19 protein-coding genes are annotated in these 22,501 nt (G+C 45.8%); 14 read left to right on the top strand and 5 right to left on the bottom strand.

Annotation, left to right across the window (positions count from 1 at the left end; translation table 11 throughout):
* Nucleotides 1-92 precede the first annotated feature (92 nt).
* Together ACYQ2C_RS02930 and murU are read left to right on the top strand one after the other, a co-directional pair.
* Complete coding sequence (locus ACYQ2C_RS02930) at nucleotides 93-1,181, top strand: aminoglycoside phosphotransferase family protein (protein WP_460102201.1); 1,089 nt, start codon at nucleotides 93-95, stop codon at nucleotides 1,179-1,181.
* A gap of 37 nt (nucleotides 1,182-1,218) precedes the next feature.
* Nucleotides 1,219-1,887 (top strand): N-acetylmuramate alpha-1-phosphate uridylyltransferase MurU, encoded by a 669-nt coding sequence (murU, locus tag ACYQ2C_RS02925; RefSeq protein WP_460102257.1) that lies wholly within the window; start codon nucleotides 1,219-1,221, stop codon nucleotides 1,885-1,887.
* An 8-nt stretch (nucleotides 1,888-1,895) separates the two neighbouring features.
* Here murU and ACYQ2C_RS02920 read toward each other — a convergent pair whose 3' ends face one another.
* Nucleotides 1,896-3,167 carry a DUF3530 family protein gene (locus tag ACYQ2C_RS02920; RefSeq protein WP_460102203.1) on the bottom strand — a complete coding sequence of 424 codons (1,272 nt, stop codon included), beginning with the start codon at nucleotides 3,165-3,167 and terminating at the stop codon, nucleotides 1,896-1,898.
* A 28-nt stretch (nucleotides 3,168-3,195) separates the two neighbouring features.
* On the opposite strand from ACYQ2C_RS02920, the gene rpe reads away from it, so the two are divergent.
* The 8 genes from rpe to ppnP all read left to right on the top strand — a co-directional run bounded on the left by rpe (nucleotide 3,196) and on the right by ppnP (nucleotide 11,371).
* Nucleotides 3,196-3,879 carry a ribulose-phosphate 3-epimerase gene (rpe, locus tag ACYQ2C_RS02915; protein ID WP_460102205.1) on the top strand — a complete coding sequence of 228 codons (684 nt, stop codon included), beginning with the start codon at nucleotides 3,196-3,198 and terminating at the stop codon, nucleotides 3,877-3,879.
* 66 nt (nucleotides 3,880-3,945) lie between these two features.
* The gene (locus tag ACYQ2C_RS02910; protein ID WP_460102207.1) at nucleotides 3,946-4,653 is read left to right on the top strand and encodes a phosphoglycolate phosphatase; all 708 of its coding nucleotides are present in this window, start codon (nucleotides 3,946-3,948) and stop codon (nucleotides 4,651-4,653) included.
* Between the two features lie 280 nt (nucleotides 4,654-4,933).
* Nucleotides 4,934-6,403: an anthranilate synthase component I gene (gene trpE / locus ACYQ2C_RS02905; protein WP_460102209.1), complete on the top strand. Its 1,470-nt coding sequence runs from the start codon at nucleotides 4,934-4,936 to the stop codon at nucleotides 6,401-6,403.
* 16 nt (nucleotides 6,404-6,419) lie between these two features.
* The gene (locus tag ACYQ2C_RS02900; protein ID WP_460050146.1) at nucleotides 6,420-6,998 is read left to right on the top strand and encodes an anthranilate synthase component II; all 579 of its coding nucleotides are present in this window, start codon (nucleotides 6,420-6,422) and stop codon (nucleotides 6,996-6,998) included.
* A 40-nt stretch (nucleotides 6,999-7,038) separates the two neighbouring features.
* The gene (trpD, locus tag ACYQ2C_RS02895; protein WP_460050148.1) at nucleotides 7,039-8,076 is read left to right on the top strand and encodes an anthranilate phosphoribosyltransferase; all 1,038 of its coding nucleotides are present in this window, start codon (nucleotides 7,039-7,041) and stop codon (nucleotides 8,074-8,076) included.
* Between the two features lie 100 nt (nucleotides 8,077-8,176).
* A complete protein-coding gene (gene trpC / locus ACYQ2C_RS02890; RefSeq protein WP_460050150.1) occupies nucleotides 8,177-8,971 on the top strand; it encodes an indole-3-glycerol phosphate synthase TrpC in 795 nt (264 codons plus the stop codon).
* Nucleotides 8,972-9,980: 1,009 nt separating this feature from the next.
* Complete coding sequence (hemB, locus tag ACYQ2C_RS02885) at nucleotides 9,981-10,979, top strand: porphobilinogen synthase (protein ID WP_460102213.1); 999 nt, start codon at nucleotides 9,981-9,983, stop codon at nucleotides 10,977-10,979.
* Between the two features lie 80 nt (nucleotides 10,980-11,059).
* A complete protein-coding gene (ppnP, locus tag ACYQ2C_RS02880; RefSeq protein ID WP_460050154.1) occupies nucleotides 11,060-11,371 on the top strand; it encodes a pyrimidine/purine nucleoside phosphorylase in 312 nt (103 codons plus the stop codon).
* Nucleotides 11,372-11,703: 332 nt separating this feature from the next.
* Here ppnP and ACYQ2C_RS02875 read toward each other — a convergent pair whose 3' ends face one another.
* The 3 genes from ACYQ2C_RS02875 to ACYQ2C_RS02865 form a co-directional block, all read right to left on the bottom strand.
* Nucleotides 11,704-12,579 (bottom strand): ParA family protein, encoded by an 876-nt coding sequence (locus ACYQ2C_RS02875; protein ID WP_460102216.1) that lies wholly within the window; start codon nucleotides 12,577-12,579, stop codon nucleotides 11,704-11,706.
* A 554-nt stretch (nucleotides 12,580-13,133) separates the two neighbouring features.
* A complete protein-coding gene (locus ACYQ2C_RS02870) occupies nucleotides 13,134-13,340 on the bottom strand; it encodes a cold-shock protein (protein WP_460050158.1) in 207 nt (68 codons plus the stop codon).
* A 357-nt stretch (nucleotides 13,341-13,697) separates the two neighbouring features.
* Nucleotides 13,698-14,702 (bottom strand): adenosine kinase, encoded by a 1,005-nt coding sequence (locus ACYQ2C_RS02865; protein WP_460102218.1) that lies wholly within the window; start codon nucleotides 14,700-14,702, stop codon nucleotides 13,698-13,700.
* 157 nt (nucleotides 14,703-14,859) lie between these two features.
* On the opposite strand from ACYQ2C_RS02865, the gene mrcB reads away from it, so the two are divergent.
* The 4 genes from mrcB to ACYQ2C_RS02845 all read left to right on the top strand — a co-directional run bounded on the left by mrcB (nucleotide 14,860) and on the right by ACYQ2C_RS02845 (nucleotide 21,076).
* A complete protein-coding gene (mrcB, locus tag ACYQ2C_RS02860; protein ID WP_460102221.1) occupies nucleotides 14,860-17,193 on the top strand; it encodes a penicillin-binding protein 1B in 2,334 nt (777 codons plus the stop codon).
* Between the two features lie 234 nt (nucleotides 17,194-17,427).
* The gene (locus ACYQ2C_RS02855) at nucleotides 17,428-17,892 is read left to right on the top strand and encodes a tetratricopeptide repeat protein (RefSeq protein ID WP_460050164.1); all 465 of its coding nucleotides are present in this window, start codon (nucleotides 17,428-17,430) and stop codon (nucleotides 17,890-17,892) included.
* A gap of 433 nt (nucleotides 17,893-18,325) precedes the next feature.
* On the top strand, nucleotides 18,326-20,698 hold the full coding sequence (locus ACYQ2C_RS02850; protein WP_460102224.1) for a DUF1631 family protein: 2,373 nt from the start codon (nucleotides 18,326-18,328) through the stop codon (nucleotides 20,696-20,698).
* Nucleotides 20,699-20,704: 6 nt separating this feature from the next.
* Nucleotides 20,705-21,076 carry a PilZ domain-containing protein gene (locus ACYQ2C_RS02845; protein WP_460050168.1) on the top strand — a complete coding sequence of 124 codons (372 nt, stop codon included), beginning with the start codon at nucleotides 20,705-20,707 and terminating at the stop codon, nucleotides 21,074-21,076.
* Nucleotides 21,077-21,162: 86 nt separating this feature from the next.
* Here the strand turns inward: ACYQ2C_RS02845 and hemL are convergent, their stop codons facing one another.
* Entirely contained in the window at nucleotides 21,163-22,443 is a 1,281-nt protein-coding gene (gene hemL, locus ACYQ2C_RS02840; protein ID WP_460050170.1) for a glutamate-1-semialdehyde 2,1-aminomutase, read from the bottom strand.
* Between the last annotated feature and the right edge of the window lie 58 nt (nucleotides 22,444-22,501).

The following is a 22,501-nucleotide window of genomic DNA, read 5'->3' as shown; positions in this document are numbered from 1 at the left end:
GAACTCAAACTGAAAAATCAAAGCAGAATATCAAGCCAAGTTGCTCAATAAACATTGATCTGATTACCCAATATTAAAGTAAGCACATAATAATGACTGAACCCTTACCTGAAACCGGCGCCGAATTCGAACATTGGATTAAACAACAACTGGTAAACTTGTCGTTTGCATCGCTCTCAAATGAGCAAATCAACCATGCATTTTTATCAACACTTACCGGTGACGCCGGTTTTAGGCGTTACTTTCGTGTGAACTTCCCCAATTCTCCAATCACCCTAATCGCGGCCGCCTGTCCCGCAACTACGGTCAATACCACTCTGTTTCATGAACTTTCCGAAAGCTTAAACGGTAGCGGTGTTAGCGCACCGCAAGTGATCGCCATTAAAGAAAGTAAGGGTTGGTTACTGCTGGAGGATTTTGGTGACGACCTTTTACTGGCAGCACTGAGCGAAGATGCTTTGAACGCACAAATGCTCTACGCAGAAGCAGCCATGACTCTGGTCTCACTGCAACTGAATCGCGATTACGATTTGGACATCGAATCCTACAGCCCACAAAAGCTCAAAGCCGAAATGGCGCTGTTTGAAACTTGGTTTATTGAACAGCAACTGGGTTTGTCTTTTAACGACGAGCAAAAGCAGACACTAAAACAAAGCTTCGACACACTGATCCACAACGCCCTTGTTCAACCTCAAGTTTTGGTGCATCGCGATTACCACAGTCGTAACCTTATCGTCCGCGACGGCTTGCCTTTGGGTGTGATTGATTTTCAAGACGCCGTTTGGGGACCAATTACCTACGATCTCGTCAGCCTATTTAAAGATTGCTACGTGCGCTGGCAGCCGGAGCAGATAAAACGCTGGGCATTGAATTATCGTGAACTCGCCACCGACGCCGGATTACTGGCCGATGTCGATGAAGCTACCTTTATGCGCTGGTTCGACCTCATGGGCCTGCAACGTCACATAAAAGTGTTGGGCATCTTTGCGCGCCTAAATTTACGCGACGCAAAATCTAATTATCTCAATGATTTAACCCGCGTCTTTGCCTACACCCTAGACGCCGCCGAGCACTATTCTGAATTAGCCTCTTTTGCCGATTTACTGCGTGACGTGGTTTTACCCGCCGTTGAACTGCAACCTTGGTACAACCCAGACAGCGCCAAGCCTTGGCAACTTTAGACATAACCTCTTTGCTTAGGACTTTTCTGTGAAAGCGATGCTACTGGCGGCGGGTTTTGGCAAGCGTATGCTGCCGTTAACCGCACACACTCCCAAGCCTTTGTTGGAGGTCGGCAAAGACAGCCTCATTGGCCATCAACTGACGCGACTAAAACAAGCCGGCATTACCGAGGTTGTTATTAATGTTGCTTACCTTGGCCAGCAAATTATCGACAAGATCGGTGATGGTAGTGATCGCGGTTTAACCATTAGTTATTCCATCGAAGAAGAACCGCTGGAAACCGCCGGAGGTATCGATAAAGCTCTGGCGCAATTAGGAGATGAACCATTTTTGTTGGTCAACGGCGACATTTGGACCGATGTCGATCTCGCGCAATTTAGTCGGTTACCTTTGCACACCAACCTTGCGTGCTTGCTGCTGGTGAATAATCCAGAGCACAACCCGAATGGCGACTTTTCCGTTTCCGAATCGGGACAAATTTTACCGAGTAAAACCAAGCAGACCTTCACCTACAGCGGTGTCGCGCTGATTGATCCAAAACTGATTACCCGCTATCAGCACCGCCGCGAAGCCTATCCGTTAAAAGAAGTTTTCGACGCCGCTATTGCTTTGGGGAAATTAGGCGCCTCGATTCATAGCGGGCTTTGGCTCGACATAGGAACGCCGGAACGTCTTGAAGCACTTCGCGATCTGCTCAGTAAATAGGTTTCGAACTATTGAACCGTGCGATTGATAAAACCCAGCACTCGATTGGCGAGAAACTCCGGGTTTTCCGGTGCATCGGGTAACGCCTGCTGCACATAGCGCTCATAGCCGTTACGTATTGCGGTAGTTTTTCTGAGTTTTGCTGCAATATTCGCGGTGCCGCTGCGATGATAAATATCCAACACCGGCGCGGGGGCATTCAAAGCAGTCACCAGATCGGCCTTCTCAACCCGCTCAAACAGTGCAACCTTTCGAGCGTTATCGCCAGCCATCATTCCAGATTTATCCGTCATTTCAGGTTTATCCACCATTGCGTTTTCCATCATAGCGGCGTCCGTGGCGTCTGATTTATCCAACATGCGGCTCTTATCGATCATCATGTCGCCGGACTTATGCATACGAACAACGCTGTTTTCGGCATCAATTAATACCAGCGCTAATACAGGATTTTGAGTTCTATTACGTTCGATCAGCTTTTGTGCGTAGCGAGTCGCCCAAACCGCACCATCACCAATTCCCACCAATACTACCTTCGCGGGATTTGTTTGTTGGATAAGCTCTAAGGCCGCATCCAATTGCGCGTCCAACACATTGGAGAGATCCAAAGATTCAATGGCTTTATCGTCCTTTATCATCATGGCTTTATCGTCTTCTGCTATAGGTTTTTCGGCCATCATCGGCTTATCGGCCATGGATTCTTCCATTTCGTTACCATCATCGGCCATAGCATCCTGCGCACTCCTCGGATACATCAACGGCGGCAAGCGAATTGGCGTGATGGTAATCACCGACCAGCCACCCGAGGCCAATCGCGTCTGTAAAGGTTTAACTGTAGTTGGCCAAACCGCATGTTGGGACTGGCTGGGAACAATAATGACATTGCCTTTGATGGCCGATGATTCTGCGACCTCCAGCGCCGACAGAAACTCTAAGCCTTCGGCGTTTAACCAGTGAATTTCAGCTAAGGGTAACTGCTCGGCGACCAACTGCATTTCGCGCAGGTACCGGTTTCTAAAATCGGTAGCGACACGTTCAATCGTCACATGGGGTTGCGAGCTGCTATCTTCGGCATCAGGTTCGGCTTCCTGCGCAGAAACACTCGAACACATAAGCAACTCGATGATTAAAAGTAGAGATATTCGAAGGAGTTTCGAAAAAAATGGCCTAAATTGGGTGATTGAGGCTTTTTTCAGTACAATAGCGCCGCTTTCGACACGCGCACTCGATATGTCGCCGTGTTGAGGCATTCGTAAACCAGTATTCAATGTCCACAAAACCATGGAAGGATTCACCACCGGGTAAGCTCACATGCAAGATTTCAAAATCGCTCCTTCTATTTTAGCCGCTGATTTCGCAAGACTCGGCCAAGAAGTCGAATCCGTTCTGGCCTCCGGCGCCGACATCGTTCACTTTGATGTTATGGACAATCACTACGTGCCTAATTTAACCGTCGGCCCTATGGTCGCTAAGGCACTGAGAAATTACGGCATTGAAGCGCCCATTGATGTGCATTTAATGGTTGAGCCGGTTGATGATCTTATCGGTCAATTTGCCGACGCAGGTGCAACCTACATCACCTTCCACCCAGAAGCGTCTCGCCATGTCGATCGCTCAATTCAATTGATTAAAGCGGCCGGTTGTAAGGCGGGTTTGGTTTTAAATCCGGCTACCGAAGTGAGCAGCATTAAAACCGTGTTACCCCAGCTCGATATGTTGTTGTTGATGTCGGTAAACCCAGGTTTTGGTGGACAAAAATTCATTCCTTACACCTTGGATAAATTGCGTGAAGCGCGCGCCGCCATTGATGCAACCGGCCAAGCCATTCGCCTAGAAATCGACGGTGGCGTCACTGCCGACAACATTCGTGCAATCGCCGAAGCCGGTGCCGATACCTTCGTTGCCGGTTCTGCGATTTTCAGCAAACCCAACTACAAAGGCGCCATTGATGCCATGCGTGCCGAGCTGGCACTGGTTGGTGGTAAATCCGCGTAATTCAGAAAGCTCTTAACTCATCAGAGCTTATTAATTTTTACATTACATTTTCAGGAGCTTTATCGCATGGGCGCGACCACAGCTAACCTTACGTTGTTGCACGAATTGTTTGGCGGCCTGCCAAAGCTCGTGATGTTCGATCTCGATGGCACCCTGGTCGATAGCGTTCCCGGTATTGCCGCCGCTGTGGATAAAATGCTGATCGATTTTGAAGGGCAACCCGTCGGCGAAGAAAAGGTGCGCAGCTGGGTTGGCAACGGCCAAAAGTTGTTAGTCGAGCGCGCCCTAGCGGATGCGGGTATCGATGTTGCGACCAATTTGGATAAAGGCATAGAAGGCTTTCGCAAACACTATGCGCACACCAGCGAGCAAGGTCTAAGCCTTTTTCCGGGCGTTTTAGAATTCCTAGCGTTTCTTAAAGCGAATAATGTGCGAATGGCCGTGGTCACCAACAAGCCCATCGACTTTGTGCCCGCCATTTTAAAAAGCCAACAGCTCGAAGACTTTTTTGAAATGTCTCTGGGAGGTGAATGCCTTGCCGAGAAGAAGCCCAAACCGTTACCACTCTTACACACAATGGAATTCTTTCGAGTTGAAGCCAAGGATGCATTGATGGTGGGTGATTCCAACAACGATTTGCTCGCCGCCGAGGCTGCCTTGGTGCAAAGTCTTGCTTTGACCTACGGTTATAATCGCGGCGAAGACTTGAGTGTTTATCCTCACCTGTGGATTGGTGGCAATTTGTCCGAGCTGTGTCGGCTGCGGGAAGGCTAAATCACAAACACCATTACGAGTGGCTAGACGACCAGCCTTTAGCTGGCTAAACTAGCCTCAATTTTTCAATCATCTCAGGTTTTTTGGTCGCGTTTAATGCTTAAACAGCTCAACCAAATCAATACGCAAGCAACAACCATCGCAATCAATGGTTATTCGTTTGCCTCTTCATGGCGATGGCGTCACTAAAGCCAGATCGCGGTCATTTCATGTCCGCCGTTTTCATCTCGTATCGAATAAACCCAAAAATAAAGCGCGAAGTGCGTGAAGAGATACCATCATGACGCCCGAATTATTTCAAAACTACGTCAACCAAGGCTACAACCGTATTCCGGTTTGTCGCGAAATCCTCGCTGACTTAGAAACACCGGTTTCTTGCTACCTAAAACTCGCCCAGGGTAAATATTCTTACCTGCTAGAGTCTGTACAAGGTGGCGAGAAATGGGGGCGATATTCCATTATCGGCTTGCCCAGTACCACGGTTTTAAAAGCCTTTGGTGATCGAGTTACCGTCGAAGAACACGGCAAACTTACCGAAACCATCACGCTTCCCGATCCATTAGCGTTTGTCGAAAGCTTTCGCCAACGCTTTAAGGTCGCACCCATTGAGGGTTTGCCGGTCTTTAACGGCGGATTGGTTGGCTATTTTGGTTACGATTGCGTGCGCTACGTTGAGCCGAAGCTCAAAGACAGCGTCAATAAAGACGTTATTGGTACACCAGATATTTTGCTGATGGTTTCAGAAGACGTGCTCGTTTTCGATAACCTTGCCGGTAAGCTTATTTTTATTACCCACGCTCATGCTGATAAGGCTAATGCTCTAGAGTTGGCCAATCGACGTCTTGATGAACTCGAAGCTAAGCTTTCTGAACCCGTGACCGAAACCGGTAAAACCATCAAGCTCACCAGCGAAGCCAAACGAGAAGCCGATTTTACCTCAAGCTTTGGTGAAGAAAATTTCGCCAAGGCCATTGGTGCTATTAAAGATCACGTTCTTGACGGCAACACCATGCAGGTGGTTCTGTCGCAACGTCTTTCGATTCCCTTTTCGGCATCGCCTATTAACCTGTACCGCGCCTTACGCAATCTCAACCCGTCGCCGTATCTGTACTTTTTAGATTTGGGCGATCATCAGGTTGTGGGTTCCAGCCCAGAAATTTTAGCGCGACTCGAAAACGGTGAAGTAACCGTGCGACCCATCGCAGGAACACGCCGACGCGGTAAAACCGAAGAAGAAGATCTGGCTCTTGAGCAAGAAATGCTCGCCGATCCGAAAGAAATTGCCGAGCATTTAATGTTGATCGATTTGGGTCGCAACGATGTTGGCCGCGTAGCGAAAAAAGGCACCGTTGAGCTGACCGATAAGATGGTCGTAGAACGTTATTCCCACGTGATGCACATTACCTCAAACGTCACCGGCCAAGTTCGCGATGGACTCACCGCCATGGATGTGCTTAAAGCGAGCTTGCCTGCCGGTACGCTCAGTGGCGCACCGAAAATTCGCGCCATGGAAATCATTGACGATCTAGAAAATGAAAAACGCGGCATCTACGGTGGCGCGGTGGGTTATATCGGCTGGAGCGGCAATATGGATACCGCCATTGCCATTCGCACGGCCGTGATTAAAAACCAAACTCTATATCTGCAAGCAGGTGCAGGCGTTGTTGCCGATTCGGTACCTGAATTGGAGTGGAAAGAAACCATGAACAAAGCGCGCGCGATGTTTCGTGCGGTAGACATGGTTTTATAGGACTAGGAGCACTCCAATGATTTTAATGATCGATAACTACGATTCTTTCACCTACAACGTTGTGCAATATCTGGCCGAACTTGATGCCGATGTTAAAGTGATTCGCAACGATGAATTAACGCTCGAACAAATTATTGAACTGAACCCCGAGAAAATTGTTATTTCTCCGGGCCCGGGCAATCCCGACGAAGCTGGCGTTTCCATTGAAGTGATCAAATCGCTGGCCGGAAAAATCCCTATTTTAGGGGTTTGCTTGGGACATCAAAGTATTGGCCAAGCCTACGGCGGTAAAATTGTTCGCGCGGGGCAAATCATGCACGGCAAGACCTCGATGATTCATCACACCTCAACCGGTGTTTTCCGAGGTTTACCGTCGCCCTATCGCGCTACTCGCTATCACTCGCTGGTGCTGGATAAAGAATCGCTGCCAGATTGCCTAGAGATGACGGCATGGACGCAAACCGACGATGGCGACATCGAAGAGATCATGGGTGTACGCCATAAAGAATTAGCGGTTGAAGGCGTGCAATTCCACCCAGAATCGATTTTGTCAGAGCACGGCCACGCACTACTGAAGAACTTCCTCGATCAATAAGTTGTAACTGACAACGGGTTCCCGTTTGGGAAGACACACTATGACCGATATAAAACAAGCCCTTCAAGATGTTGTTGCGGGAAATGATCTAAGCGTTACCGACATGACCGAGGTAATGCACCAAATTATGACCGGCGGCGCCACCGATGCGCAGATTGGCGGATTTCTAGTTGCTCTGCGCTTAAAAGGCGAAAGCATCGACGAGATTACTGGTGCCGCCACGGTTATGCGTGAACTGGCAACCGGCGTTGAATTAAACCAAGAAAACCTCGTAGATACCTGCGGCACCGGTGGCGACGGCGCTGACTTATTTAATGTTTCTACAGCTTCAGCCTTTGTAGTTGCTGCCGCCGGTGGACGCGTTGCCAAACACGGCAATCGCTCGGTTTCAAGCAGCACCGGCAGTGCCGATCTATTAGAAGCAGCAGGAGTTAACCTTAATTTAACACCAGAACAGGTCGCTCGATGTGTGGACGAGCTTGGGGTTGGCTTTATGTTTGCTCCTGCTCATCACAGCGCAATGAAACACGCCATTGGCCCACGCAAAGAGCTCGGCCTGCGCACCATTTTTAATATGCTTGGCCCTTTAACCAACCCGGCAAAAGTTACTCGCCAGGTGATCGGTGTCTTCAATAAAGACCTGTGCGAACCTCTCGCGCACGTCTTACAGCGCTTGGGCAGTGAGCGTGTATTGGTCGTCCATGCACTCGATGGTTTGGATGAGATATCCATTGGCGCACCTACTTTTGTGGCAGAACTGAACAAAGGCCAAGTAACTACTTATCAGATTCAGCCAGAAGATTTCGGCATTGCCACCCAAAGCCTTGATGGTCTTGCCGTAGACAGTGCCGATCAGTCACTTGCTATCATTAAAAGTGCACTGAAAAATGAGAAAACAGCAATTGCCCAAAAGGCACTCGACATCATAGCTTTGAATGCAGGCGCCGCTATTTATGCAAGCGGAATCGCAGACACCCTAAAAGACGGGGTTACCATGGCCAATGATGCCCTAGGTAGTGGTTTAGCTTTAGAAAAGTTAAACGAGCTAGTCGCTTTTACCCAAGTGTTTAGCGCATAACAATCGATTTTGGCATCGATATAAACTGCCACCGGCAATCTGCTGGTGGCATCCTCTGCCAATCGATAAACACGATAACGAACTCATAAGCGCAAATACAATGAACACGCCAACGATCTTAAAAACCATCGTCGAACGTAAATTCGAAGAAGTAGCCGCTCGACGTGACGTTACTTGTCTTGAAACACTCAAGCAACGTATTCAACAACAGACTCCAGCGCGAGGCTTTGTTAACGCCATTGAAAATAAACTGGCCAACAATCAAGCCGCCGTTATTGCCGAAATTAAAAAAGCCTCGCCCAGTAAGGGCATTATTCGCGAAAATTTCGACCCTAAAGCCATCGCCGAAAGCTATTACCAAGGTGGCGCAGCCTGTTTGTCTGTGCTGACCGATGTGGACTTTTTCCAGGGCAGTGATGCGTATTTACAAGAAGTACGTGCGACTGTACCGCTGCCAGTGATTCGCAAAGACTTTATGGTTGATCCCTACCAAATTTTTGAATCACGAGCGATAGGTGCTGACTGCATTCTATTGATTGTTGCCTGCTTGAGCTTTGAAAAACTCAAAGAATTGCACGATCTCGCCGTTGAGATTGGTCTTGATGTGTTAGTGGAAGTTCACGACCGCCAAGAACTGGAAACAGCGCTTCAGTTGAATACTCGTCTGATCGGTATCAACAATCGCAACCTGCACAACTTTGAGGTGACCTTAGATACAACGTTCGATCTGTTACCCCTGATTCCAGAAGATCGAATCATCGTCACCGAAAGCGGTATCCACACCACCGATGATATCGCCGCCATGCGCGGTCATAATGTGCACTCGTTTTTGGTGGGTGAATCATTAATGCGGGCTGAGAATCCCGGTGAGCGTCTCGCCGAACTTTTCATGTAACGTTATTTTTAAGTAACGCTAATAAATCGCATAAACCCACCATCGAATTCCGTCTGCGACCTATTAAACTGAACATGACTCACTTCGGTTAGACATGTTCAGCCCTCTTCGAAGCTTCGTGCTTGCTAAATTTTATTCCAACAACAAAACATGTTGGTGAACACCCGTCTTTTGTAGTTTTTCTCTTTTTAATTTTCGAAAGCTTATTGCAATAAATTTAACCAATCGATGGCTAGTACAAGACAGTATTATTACAACTGGCGAAATATTGTCGTTACGATCGTTCAATATGACAAAAATATGTCATAACTCGTTATTTCGAGTAGCTAGAAACACGAAAACAACGAAATAAGTGTTGATTATAAAAACCCTTATCCCCAAAGTTATTCACAAGCAACTCACCCTTGATGGATCGAAAAGAAAACAATCTGATCAGAAAAAAATATTTTTTAATAAATACGTGACGCTAATCTTAAAATAAGAAATAACTGATATCGAAATAATTACTCAGTCTCAGTGTTCCACGAGGAATCTACGCTCAACACCCTGACTAATTCAAAAAAGTCTTATAAATTCGGTACTTTCATGCGTACCCAATTCAGCTCGCCGAAAATATAACAATCGTTCATATTAGGTTTTGGCAGGATAAAAAATAAAAATTTTGAAAATTGTGTAATAAAAAGTCGCCTAAAATTACCTAAAATTTCATTGATCAAAAACCAACCAGAACCCTTAAAGCGAGGTTTTGTGACTTTTAGAAGTAATTATCCACAGCTTATCTTCAACACTATTCAGAGTTTCTGTGGGTTAGTCACAATTCTTTGACAAAACTGCAACATTATTCACCTTTATCATTGATTGCATCGTGAAAATAACAAAATACTTTAAAAAACGGATTATTAGTCAGCATGTTCCACGGATAATGTGCTTTCTTAACTATCGAATTCGTTAATAACCTTGTTAAACTCCGAGCCGTTTTTTGAGCTGTGCAATAACCGAGTGAGATTTTATGCGTTCTTTTCCTTCCACCCGAATGAGACGCCTGCGTGCGCAAGACTTTTCCCGCCGCTTGGCTCGGGAAAACCAACTGTCCGTCGACGACCTGATCTACCCGATCTTTGTCACCGAAGGCGAGAACAACCGCGAAGCCGTCCCGTCTATGCCGGGCGTCGAGCGATTGAGTTTGGACTTATTACTGGTTGAAGCAGCACAATGGGTGGAGCTAGGCATTCCGATGGTGGCTATTTTTCCGGTAACGCCGCCGGAAGCTAAGTCACTGATGGCCGAAGAGGCCTACAACCCCGACGGACTTGCCCAAAGAGCGGTTCGATTACTGAAGCAGAATTTTCCAGAATTGGGCGTCATGACCGATGTGGCATTGGACCCATTCACAACACACGGCCAAGACGGCATCATTGATGACAACGGCTACGTGCTTAACGACATCACCAAAGAGATCTTGGTAAAACAAGCGCTTTCTCATGCCGAAGCCGGTGCCGATGTGGTTGCACCGTCTGACATGATGGACGGTCGAATTGGCGCGATTCGCGAAACCTTAGAAGCTAACGGTCACGTAAACACCTTAATCATGGCTTACTCTGCCAAGTACGCTTCGGCCTACTACGGCCCATTTCGCGACGCGGTAGGCTCTGCTGACAATTTGAAAGGCGGTAACAAGTACACCTATCAAATGGACCCCGCCAACAGCAACGAAGCCTTGCACGAGGTTGCCTTAGACATTCAAGAAGGCGCAGACATGTTTATGGTCAAGCCCGGCATGCCTTATTTGGATATCGTGCGACGTGTGAAAAGCGAATTGGAAGTACCCACCTACGCTTATCAAGTAAGCGGCGAGTACGCGATGATTTGTGCGGCGGCACAAAATGGTTGGCTCAACCTAGAAGCAACCGTAATGGAATCTTTGCTGGGTTTTAAACGCGCCGGCGCCGATGGAATTCTTACCTACTTTGCGCCACTTGCGGCTAAATTATTGCGAGAAGCAAATTAATTTATCGAGTCGAAAAGCCATAAGCTAGAAAAGTACTTTTCACCGAAACTCTGTTAAACATCAATTGGAAATAAAAAGCTATGCCACAATTTACCGATGTCACCATCACTAAAAAAGCGAATATTTATTTTGATGGTAAGGTCACTAGTAGAACCGTTCTCTTTGCCGATGGCAGCAAAAAAACGCTAGGAATTATGCTTCCGGGTGAATACGAGTTTGGCACCGATGCCAAAGAGTTGATGGAAATTCTTGCCGGTGATTTGGAGATTCAATTACCCGGCGAAGATTGGAAAACCGTTACCGGTGGAGAGTCTTTCGAAGTTCCTGCTAATTCCAGCTTCAAGCTAAACATCAAAACCGTTACCGATTACTGCTGTAGTTATCTCGACTAAGTTCAAATACCGAACTCGGTAATCGTGCCTTAAAGCGAATGATCAATGGCTCAGACCTTATCGACTCAATCTCAGATTCACAAAGTCTAAGATCTAGATAGCCTGAGCCATATTTATAAATCTGCATTCAATACTCTATTTAGGTTTTAGGAACCGCTGATTAACTCACACGAGATTTAATCAACAAGTAGACATTGAAAATACGATTGCCAACTTTCTACAATTTTAGTCACTTACAATTTTAGTCACTTACAATTTTAGTCACTTACAATTTTTGAAACTGACCAAACGCACTTGATTCGCTGGAAGCTTGAGTTGATTCAGAACTTCGCTTAAACCACTTCTTGTTTTTCAACTTCTTCGGTATCCGCTTCAGATAATGACTCTGACGAATCCGATTTTTGAGAATCAGCACTTTTCGAGACTTCTTCGGGCTCTTGCCACAAACCCGAAATACGCAAATACAATTCGGTAAACTCCTGAGCAACCTTGTGTTTCGCACTCATGAAAACCACAGGCTTGTGCTCGCGGTGCGACTCTCGAATTTTAATTGAGCTGGACAAAAAAGGTTTTAATACGGGAAGACCTTCTGCCTCTAACTCAGCAACCGCTTCTGCTGGAAGACGTGCCTGAGCATTAAACTGATTGATAACAATGCCTTCAATTTCTAACTCATCGTTGTGATCTTCACGAACTTCTTTAATGTTCTCCAAAAGCTCGTACAAGGCTTTACGGCTGAATACGTCGCAATCGAAAGGAATAATGCATTTATCACAGGCAATGAGGGCCGATAGCGAATAAAAATTTAATACCGGCGGAGTATCGATATAAATTTCATCGTAAATTTTCGATAACTCTTTTAAGAAACTGCGCAACTTGTAAATTTTATGACGGGAAACGAGTTTTGACTCTAGATCGATAAGATCAGAATTGGCGGAAATTAAATATAAATTATCGAACTTGGTTTTCCGAACAAAATCATCGGCGGTTAAATCACGAAAACTGTAATTAATTTGCGAATCAAAAAACTCACCAATGCCAACAATATTGTCATTGCCATCGTGGCCTAAATAGTGAGTGCTGTTCGCCTGGGGATCAATATCAACCACAAGCGCTTTTTTACCTTGTTGAGCGGCAACCGCGGCGAGATTGCACGTAATTGTCGACTTACCTACACCACCCTTACGGTTAAAGACTGCTCGTATCATGTTTCCCCCAAGATTTAACAGAGATCGCTAAGAGCTAACCCTACACCGAACGTTGCGATCGACCTTTAAGATATTAACGAATGAGACAAAGTCATTCTGAAGGAAACTTGCTAAAAAATCATCTTTTGCACAGGGAAATCACAGCAACGGCTAAAAAAAAGAGGCGATATTTATTTTTATAATTAATGAGTCTGAGTAAGTAAAAAAATATTCGTTTATCAAATAAAAATAGCTGTAATTTAAAAATATAAATTGTTAATGACGCATTAATTTAAAAATCATTAGTTTTAGTCGTGAACGGTATAAGTATCTTCGAATTGAAAACATACCGCTGGCCATCAACCAAATTTTCATATTGTTATTCAGCGTGGTTCGAAATCACCAAATTAAAGAACACAAACCGAAAACAAAACTCAATCAATGCAAAACATCAAGAACAATCGCTTGTGCTGAAAAACAGCAAAGCTACGAGCAAACAGGAGGATGAACGTCGAGAAAGGGATAAATAAATGGGAGGGTTTGTGATGGCTCTTACGAACCATCACAAGCGCAATTTAGATCGCTACAACTTCTTCAGCTTGTGGACCTTTTTTGCCGTCAGTAACGGTCATTTCAACTTTTTGACCTTCTGCCAATGATTTGAAACCGTCACCAACGATGGCGCTGAAGTGAACGAAAACGTCTGGACCTGATTCTTGAGAGATGAATCCAAAACCTTTGGTTTCATTAAACCATTTAACAGTACCGATAGTTTTAGCCATAAAGATAATCCTGTGATTGTGTAAATTTGGGCCATATGGGCAAAGTGTGTGTTAAATACGGTTTGTTGCTTTGCATACAGGACGTGGCACTGCTGGTTTGATGCCAAAGGCAAGAAGCAGGTGTAACGTGGAGCGGTATAACAAGTGACAAGATACTACCGAAATTTAAGCACTATCATCCTACTGAAAGACCATTAAAAGGCAAGTAAAAATACGCTTAATTTGCTTGCTTTTGATAAACGGGCAGATTTATGTACGAATTCGGGATATTAGTTGAATTAACGCGCCACATTTGTCGATTTTTATGACGCAGGCGGCTCTCATTTTCGTGAAAAACCCGCCTACTTGATCCAATTTTTAGAGTGGAACCAGTGTTTGTTCTAATAGAGAAGTGTATTGGTCGGCTCTTAAGCGAGGCCCAAACTGACAAACCAAGGTCGCAGACGCCAAACTTGCTAATCGACCGGCATCGGCAAAACTGTGTCCTTGAGTAATTGCGTACATAAAAGCACCAGCGAACAGATCTCCAGCACCATTGGTATCAATTGGTTCAACCCTGTGTGGTTCGACTTGAATCAGTTGTTCGCCGTCAAATAGCAATGCACCTTTTGAGCCCCGCGTTAGCGCGAAAGATTTTGTGTACTTTTTCAACGCCTCAACCGCATCGTCCAGTGTTGAAGCTCCGGTAAAATCCATCGCCTCAGCCTCATTGCAGAACAATAGATCAACACCCTCACCGATCATCTCCAACAAAGGTTCTTTAAAATAAGCCACCATGGCCGGATCAGAAAAGGTTAATGCGGTTTTAACGCCGTTTTGTGATGCATGCTCACGAAGCTTTAAAACCGCCTCGCGCGCAGTTGGTGATGACGATAGATAACCTTCAATGTAAATGTATTTACTGTTGGCGGCCGCAGATAGGTGCAACTGATCCACGCCAACGGTTTCGCTGATCCCTAAAAAGGTATTCATGGATCGCTCCGCATCGGGAGTAATCAGCACCAAACATTTGCCGCTAATCCCGTGGTGTTCGGCAAATTTTGGAAGATAATCCACTTGAGCACTTTGCAAATCGTTCAAATAAAAACGACCATCATCGTCGTCGGCCAATTTACAGCTGTAAAAGGTCTTCGCGCCAAAATAACTCGCAGCAATCACGGTATTGCATGCCGAACCACCGCTGGCTCGTTTCGAAGCAACTAAATGGCCTTCAAGATGCGCCAGTAATTCTTGCTGACGTGTCTCATCAACCAAGGTCATAAAGCCTTTTTCAACGCCAAATTTCGCTAGATCAGCATCCGTCACTTCAATTTCGGTATCGACAAGTGCATTGCCAATTGCGTAAATATCGTACTTTTCCACGTATTTTTCGTCTCTGTTGCGGTATTGATTGGGAAAGTTTAGCTTACACTAAACAACACACCAAAAACCTTATCCATGTCTGTTCTAGAACTCTCACTGAGCGCTCAGATCAAACGCGGGATGCAATTAATCGGTTTGATCTATAAACTCGCCCAGTATGACTAAAGCAGCACGTAAGAAATCACCCGCCAAATCCCGAAGTAAGAAAACCAAACGCAGTTTTAAACAAAAATTATTTCGTTTTTTTCTCTACTGCACATTTATTTTTATTACCGTATCGCTGATTGGTTTTGCCATTATCGACTACACGGTAACGCAAAAATTTGATGGCAGAAAATGGGCTCTGGCCGCCCGAGTTTATGCCCGCCCACTGGAAATTTATCCCGGCGCCAATCTCACCATAGAAATGTTGAAAGACGAGCTTTCCGGTTTGTCCTATCGATTTGTAGCTAACCCTGCCAGTCCACAACAAGCCGCTTTTGGCAGCAGTGCTGCTGAAATTTATTTACCGGCCCGCAAAGTCAACGAACAACGCTTCGAAGCACAAAAAATACGCGTCGAATTTGCAAACAATCGCATCGAACGCGTTACCAGTAACGGCAAACCTCTTACTGACGTCGTGCTATTTAGTCCTATGGAGATTGGTGCAATTTACCCGGCCACCGGAGAAGATCGTATTTTGGTGCGCCTTCAAGAAATACCACCGCTGTTGGGCGAAGCATTAATTGCGGTCGAAGATAAAAACTTCGTAAGCCACCACGGTATATCTCTAAAATCCATTGCCCGAGCCATACTGGCGAACCTACAAGCGGGTCAGCTGGTACAAGGTGGTAGCACCATTACTCAGCAGCTGGTTAAAAACCTGTATTTAAGCAATGAGCGCTCTTTAACACGCAAATTGCTCGAAGCAGCCATGACCATTTCTCTCGAATTACACTATTCAAAAGCCGAGATATTAGAAACCTATATCAATGAAGTGTATTTAGGCCAAGCAGGACGACGAGCCATTCACGGTTTTGCACTGGCCTCTAAGTTTTACTTCAATAAATCCGTTGATCAGTTAAATACCGAAGAGATTGCCTTGTTAGTGGGCATGGTCAAAGGTGCCTCTTATTACAATCCGAAGCGACACCCCGAAAGAGCCAAAAATCGCCGCGATACGGTTTTGACCGTCATGGCTGACAACGGCTTAATCGAGAAAAGTCAGGCTGAACAATTAGCGGCAAAGAAAATTGCATTGGCGCCTGCCGAACAAAATCAACACGCCTTCCCAAGCTTTATCGATGTCGTCAAAGAGCAATTATTACGAGATTATCAACTCGAAGATTTGCAATCAGAAGGCTTGCAGATCTACACAACTCTCGCTCCCAGCTTGCAAAGAAGTGTCGAAAAAACCATTCAGCAAAAGCTTTCAGATTTGGAGCGCGGTTATTCCATAACACGCAATACCTTGCAAAGCTCAGCGGTGTTTACCGCCGTTGGCAGTGGCGAAATCTTAGCGGTTGTTGGTGACAGAAACACCACCTTCGACGGTTTTAATCGAGCTTTAAATGCCAAGCGACCCATAGGCTCTTTAATAAAACCAGCGGTGTATTTAACGGCGTTAGAAAGCCGTCGATACACATTGGCTACACCGCTGGACGATTCCCCGGTCAACATTGTCGTCGAGCAAAACAAAACGTGGCAGCCGCAAAACTTCGATCATCAAAGTCATGGACAGGTGCCGCTCTTTTCTGCACTGGCAAATTCGTACAACCAATCGGCAGCGCGGCTGGGAATGGATTTAGGCGTTGATCGAATCAGCTCAACCGTTAAGCGTTTGGGAATCGATGCAGAAATCCCTCAGGTTCCTGCATTAATTCTTGGCTCACTGGATCTGACCACTTATCAAATGAGCAACTTTTATCACACCATTGCTAACGACGGCATCTATACGCCGCTACGAGCTATTCGCAGCATTTACACGCCCGATGGTAAACGTTTGCAACGATTTGGTTTAGAAAGCAAAGAAGTGGTTGCCAGCGAAAATGCATACCTGCTGGATTTCGCCCTGCAAATTAATGCCCATCAGGGTACCGGAAAATCCATTTACAACACGCTGCCAGAATCTCTTGCGGTTGCCGGCAAAACCGGTACCACCAACGATCAACGCGACAGCTGGTTCGCCGGTTACAGCGGCGATCTTTTAGGTGTTGTTTGGGTGGGCGCTGACGATAACCAACCCTTGCCTTTAACAGGTTCAACCGGTGCCTTGAATATTTGGAAAGATGTTTTTCGCCAGGTGCCCACCAGAGGAATTGAAAAGCTCAAACCGGCCCGAATTGACTTTCAATGGGTCGATGCACAAACCGGGTTAATAAGCGGCCCAAACTGCAAGCAAGCTTTATCATTACCATTTATTGATGGGACAGAGCCTTCTCAAAAGGCGAGGTGTGAATACATTCAAACGCCCGTAAAACCCTGGTGGCGGAGAATTCTGGGAGGCCAGTAGTTATTGAGCCGTTCAGCAAATACTTATCTTAACGATGTGTTAGCGAATACATTTAGGCGAAGGTAAAAACTGTGTAACAAATTGGCGGTTTGACTATCCGTTTCGCACAAATTCAAGGTACAAACTACATCATCATGGACTTATCGCTTGCCAGCGCGGGTTACACCGTTAAACATTTCTGATTAATTCAACGGTGATTTACTCAGAAACTTTATTTTAAATAGACTAAGAAACATGCCGTACGAATTATTAAAATCATTGGCTTACCGTAAAGTTGGTAAACGCGAGCTTATTGCGGTCACACTCAGTTGCGTATTAACGGGTTGTGTAGCCACTCAGCCGACCGCCACAGCGCCGGTTATTCCCGGCCAAACCCAAGAGAATTCGAGCTCGGCGCCCACTAACAAAGCGCCAGCACCAACACAGGCACCCTCTCAACAACTCGCCTTATTAAACAGTAAATTATACCAAGCTAATCAGGCTCTTGACCAAGGCAAGCCTGAAAAAGCCATTGAGATAGCAGAGCAAAGTCTAAGATTAGATCGCTCAGATGCTCGCTTCTACCTAATTCTTAGTGAAGCGCACTGGGTCATGGGCAATTACGATCTGGCCAGAAATTTCGCTCGACAAGGACTACGATATGTAAGGCCCTCACAAACAGACATCAAACAAAAATTGCACAAATTTACCCAGATTTAAACGCAGCGGAAGAGACATAATCTTAGTATTTGCTTATATTTAGCGTAATATCTAAACAAATCAGAAGTGACTTAACCGATACACCTAACCACTTTTGGTACTACTCATGCTTTAATTGGGTAGACGTCACAAAACCGTACTTGATGTAGTCGCGCGTAATAGAAATTGTGGGCACCGTAAAATAAAATTTTACTGATAACTTTTCGTAATTCACCGACAATACTTAAGCATAGATGCTCGATAAAGCATTCTAAGATTGCCGTGAAATTACACGACAAAGTGAGCACAGACAGAGTTAGGCTTCGTAAAAGTCAAAGTCAGGTCTGCTAACGTTAAAATCCGTCGTGTAATGCTCGAAGATATCCACAAACAGATTTCTTGTACGAACCGTCCATCAATACTGGTCTAATATAGTTTGATAAAGGCGAACAAAGTGCCCAACGACGATATGAATAGTAGTAATCCGTTATCCCAAACCAATCAGACCGCTGCTCAGCTAAGCAATGCTGAAAAACAACTCGTCGCGCGCTTAAAGTCCTGCCAAAAAATCACCTGTGACTTTACCGAAGATCAATTTAGACCCTTTTATAACGCTCTAGACGAACGTATTGCTCAAGCAATACGCAACGCAAGCACCAACGCAGAGCAACGCTACTTTTACGATGTTCAGCGTCATCTAAGACACAACATCGAAGAACTTAAACGTCACCTTATCGGTTATATTGGCGAGTCCTTTGTTAAATTTAAATCCGGTAATCTCGATACTCACGCCAATATCAATGAAAAAACCAATTTGTCGTTGGTTGAAAATGAAGCGCTAGAAGAAGAAATTGCCATCAGCTCTGCGGCCCGACGCGCAGACACAAAATACGTAGAAATACTGTGGTCAATACAAAAACGCTTCTCCGAACTGATTAACCAACAGCCCGTCAATGACAGCAACAATCCCGTCGCACCTATTCAGTTTTGCGACGCTTTACGGCGAGCATTAGGTGTTTTAAAGCTTGAATCAAAAGTTAAACTGCTTGCTTACGAAGAATTTGAACGCACTTTTACTAACGAATTAGAATCTCTGCTTGAGCAAATTAATCGTTACTTAGTCGGTGAAGGCATTCTTCCAGAACTCAATTTTCATCAACAAGGCAGCGCCCAAGTGGCCAAAGCCGTTGCTGCCTCGGAATTCGACACCAATATCGAAGCCAATGGCGACTTCGAGTCGGCTTATTTGCAAGCTCAACAAAATAATCCGGAAGCAAGCTTAAAAAATCAGACTAATTTAATGCGCGCTATTCGTGAGATTCAAAACTTCGGCGCCCCAGAACCCACTTCGCAGGCTCCGCAGCCAACTCATTTTGCCAACCCGGTGCCCTTGCAATCACTCATGGGTTTTAACGGCAACTTTGCGGCACTCAACCAAACAAACTTGTCTGGAGGTTCACCTCCAGTTATGGGCGGTGCCGCCGGTGGTCGCCACATGCAAGTCATCACCAACCAGCAGTTGGTTGGTGCTCTGCAAGCCATGCAGGAACAAATTTTAAATATCCGCCAAGCTGGCGTAGAAGCCTTACAACCTGTAGATGTCGCTGCGGTTACCGCACAATTGAGTGAAGAGCTCGCGAAAGAAAATAAAGATGGCGCCGTTGAAGGCAAAGACATGCACGTTATCGAGCTGGTTGGAATGCTGTTCGATTACATGCTTTCCGATGATTGCCTTCCCGATAACATCAAGGCGTTGTTGAGCTACCTACACACGCCCTATTTAAAAGTAGCCTTTATGGACCCAGAGTTTTTCGAGCAGGCCGAGCATCCCGCGCGCTTGTTACTTAATAATCTCGCCGAAGCTGGGGTACGCTGGGTTTCTAATGATGGCTCCAATCAGTACGAGATTTACGACAAAATCAAAGCCATTGTTTCTAGTATTCTCGAAGAGTTCAAAGACGACGTTAAACTCTTTGCCGAGTTGTTAGTGGAGTTTAGCTCGTACACGAAAAAGATTTTGCGCAAACAAGAACTCATGGAAAAACGTGCCATGGAAAAAGTCCATGGTGAAGAAAAACTGCGTGAAGTTAAAATTCGCGTTAACGCAGAAGTAAGAAAACGTACCGACGGTAAAGAAATGCCGTCGGCGGTATTGTTGCTGTTATTGCAACCTTGGTCAGATTATTTGTCATTCATACTGCTGCGCTTTGGCACCGAGTCTGAACAATGGCGTCGAGCGGTAAGTGCCGTTGACGACGTGATCTGGGCGGTCGCCCCCAAGCAAAGTGCCAATGAGCGAGCTCGACAGATGGAGATGCAAGCTGAGCTTTTGGATTATTTAGAAGCCGGTTTAGAAACCATTGGTTACGATCAGGTTAAGGGTCGCAAACTCATCGATGCAGTAACCGCTCTTCAAAAAGCTGCGCTCGCACAAAAGACCGTAGAAGTTGCACCAGCGCCAATGCGATCTAAACTTGAAGCGATGGCAGAGAAAAAAGCGGGTACACCTGTTCAAGCCAAAGAAAAACTCTCTGAAGACGAAGCTCGATTAGTTGAGAGCTTAAAAATGATTGAGTTTGGAACCTGGTTTGAATTTGATAAAGGCCGCCGATTGAAAGTCGCTTGGTATAACTCGAAAACATCGCACTACATGCTTGTCGATCAAACCGGCAAAAAAGTGGGCATGAAAACCGGGTTAGAATTAGCCAGAGACATGATCGCCAGGAAAGCCCGCGTGATCGTTGGCAGTACCAAACCCTTTTTTGAAAGAGCACTGGAAAATATTTTCGAAACCATGAATACCAAAAAGGCCAGTGCCGGAGCCTAATTTGCCATGACTCGCGAACCCGATAATGCACCGCGAGATAAGGAACGTCGAAAAAAGAAACGCCATATATTAAGAGACAACGTTGAAGTAGTCTCTACGGATCACCAACCGCTCGGCAGAATTGCCGATGTTCATGAAGAAGGCTTCATGACCTATGGCGCCACCGAATTGGAAGTGGGAGAAGTTTACGATCTGATCTTCTATTTGCCCGTCAATACGCTAAAACAGTCAACCGTTGAGCTGTCGGCCATCTGTCTTTGGCAGAGTATAGCGATGAGTTCTGAGCCGGAATCTTTTTGGCACGGATTTCAGATCACACGTATTTCACCAAAATACCAAGACGTTTTAGAGCAAATCATAAAAGTACAAAGTTATTAAAAGACACCGATTCAACTGAACGCCTTAAACAAAAAAAGCTGCCAGTGGGCAGCTTTTTTATTATTCGCAGTTCAATGAAAAATACATCACAAGCTTTTCATGACTTTCTCGCACGCATCTAACGTAAACTGAATATCGTCATCCGAGTGAGCTGCTGACATAAATCCAGCTTCATAAGAAGCAGGTGCAAGATAAACACCTTCTTTTAACATGCCATGGAAAAAGCGATTAAATTTTCCGGTATCACACGCCATTACCTGCTGGTAATTGGTGATTTTGTCTTCTTCGGTAAAAAAGAAACCAAACATACTACCGGCAGAGTTCGTGGTAAAAGGCATCTCAAGCTTATCGGCAACTTCGCGCATACCGGCGACTAATTTATCGGTAGAGGCGACGAGCTTGTCATAAAATCCGTCTTGCTGAATTAAGTTGAGATTAGCAAGACCGGCCGCCATGGCTACAGGGTTTCCAGATAGAGTACCCGCTTGATAAATTGGACCCAAAGGTGCGATCTGCTCCATTACGTCGCGTCTGCCACCAAATGCTCCAACCGGCATACCACCGCCGATAACCTTGCCCAGCGTAGTTATATCGGCAGTTACACCATAATAACCCTGCGCGCCTTTTAGGCTAACTCGAAAACCCGTCATTACCTCATCGGCAATCAACAGTGCACCGGATTCATTACATTGCTGACGCAGGCATTCTAAGAATCCCGGAATCGGCGGAACGCAATTCATATTGCCAGCGACCGGCTCAACAATAACGCAAGCAACCTGTTCGCCGAGTTCAGCAAAGGCTTGTTTTACACCTTCGATATCGTTGTAGGTCAAGGTGATGGTGTGTTCAGCCAGAGAAGCCGGAACACCGGGAGAACTGGGAACCCCCAAGGTCAAGGCGCCAGACCCGGCTTTGATCAGCAGTGAATCACTGTGGCCGTGGTAACAACCTTCAAACTTAATGATTTTATCGCGGCCGGTAAAACCACGAGCAAGACGAATCGCACTCATGGTCGCTTCGGTACCGGAGCTAACGAATCGCACCAAATCCATACCAGGAATAATTTGGCACAACTGCTCGGCAAGAGTTGTTTCGATTTCAGTCGGCGCGCCAAAACTCAAACCGTATTGAATTTTATCGATAACCGCTTGAATAACGTCGGGATGAGCATGGCCAACAATCATTGGCCCCCAAGACTGAACGTAATCTACGTAACGTTTTCCGTCTACATCATACAAGTAGGCGCCTTTAGCTTTTTCAAAAAATACCGGCGTACCACCCACGGCTTTGAACGCCCGAACCGGTGAATTTACACCACCGGGAATGAAGTTTTTGGCACTTTCAAATAATTGTTCTGAACGATTCATCTCAGGGTCCTTGCTTGGGCACAAACTTAAAGACCGCTATTGTGCCACCGAAATCACA

This window comes from Sessilibacter sp. MAH3, from assembly GCF_054658275.1.
This window is presented reverse-complemented; position numbering and strand designations above follow the sequence as displayed.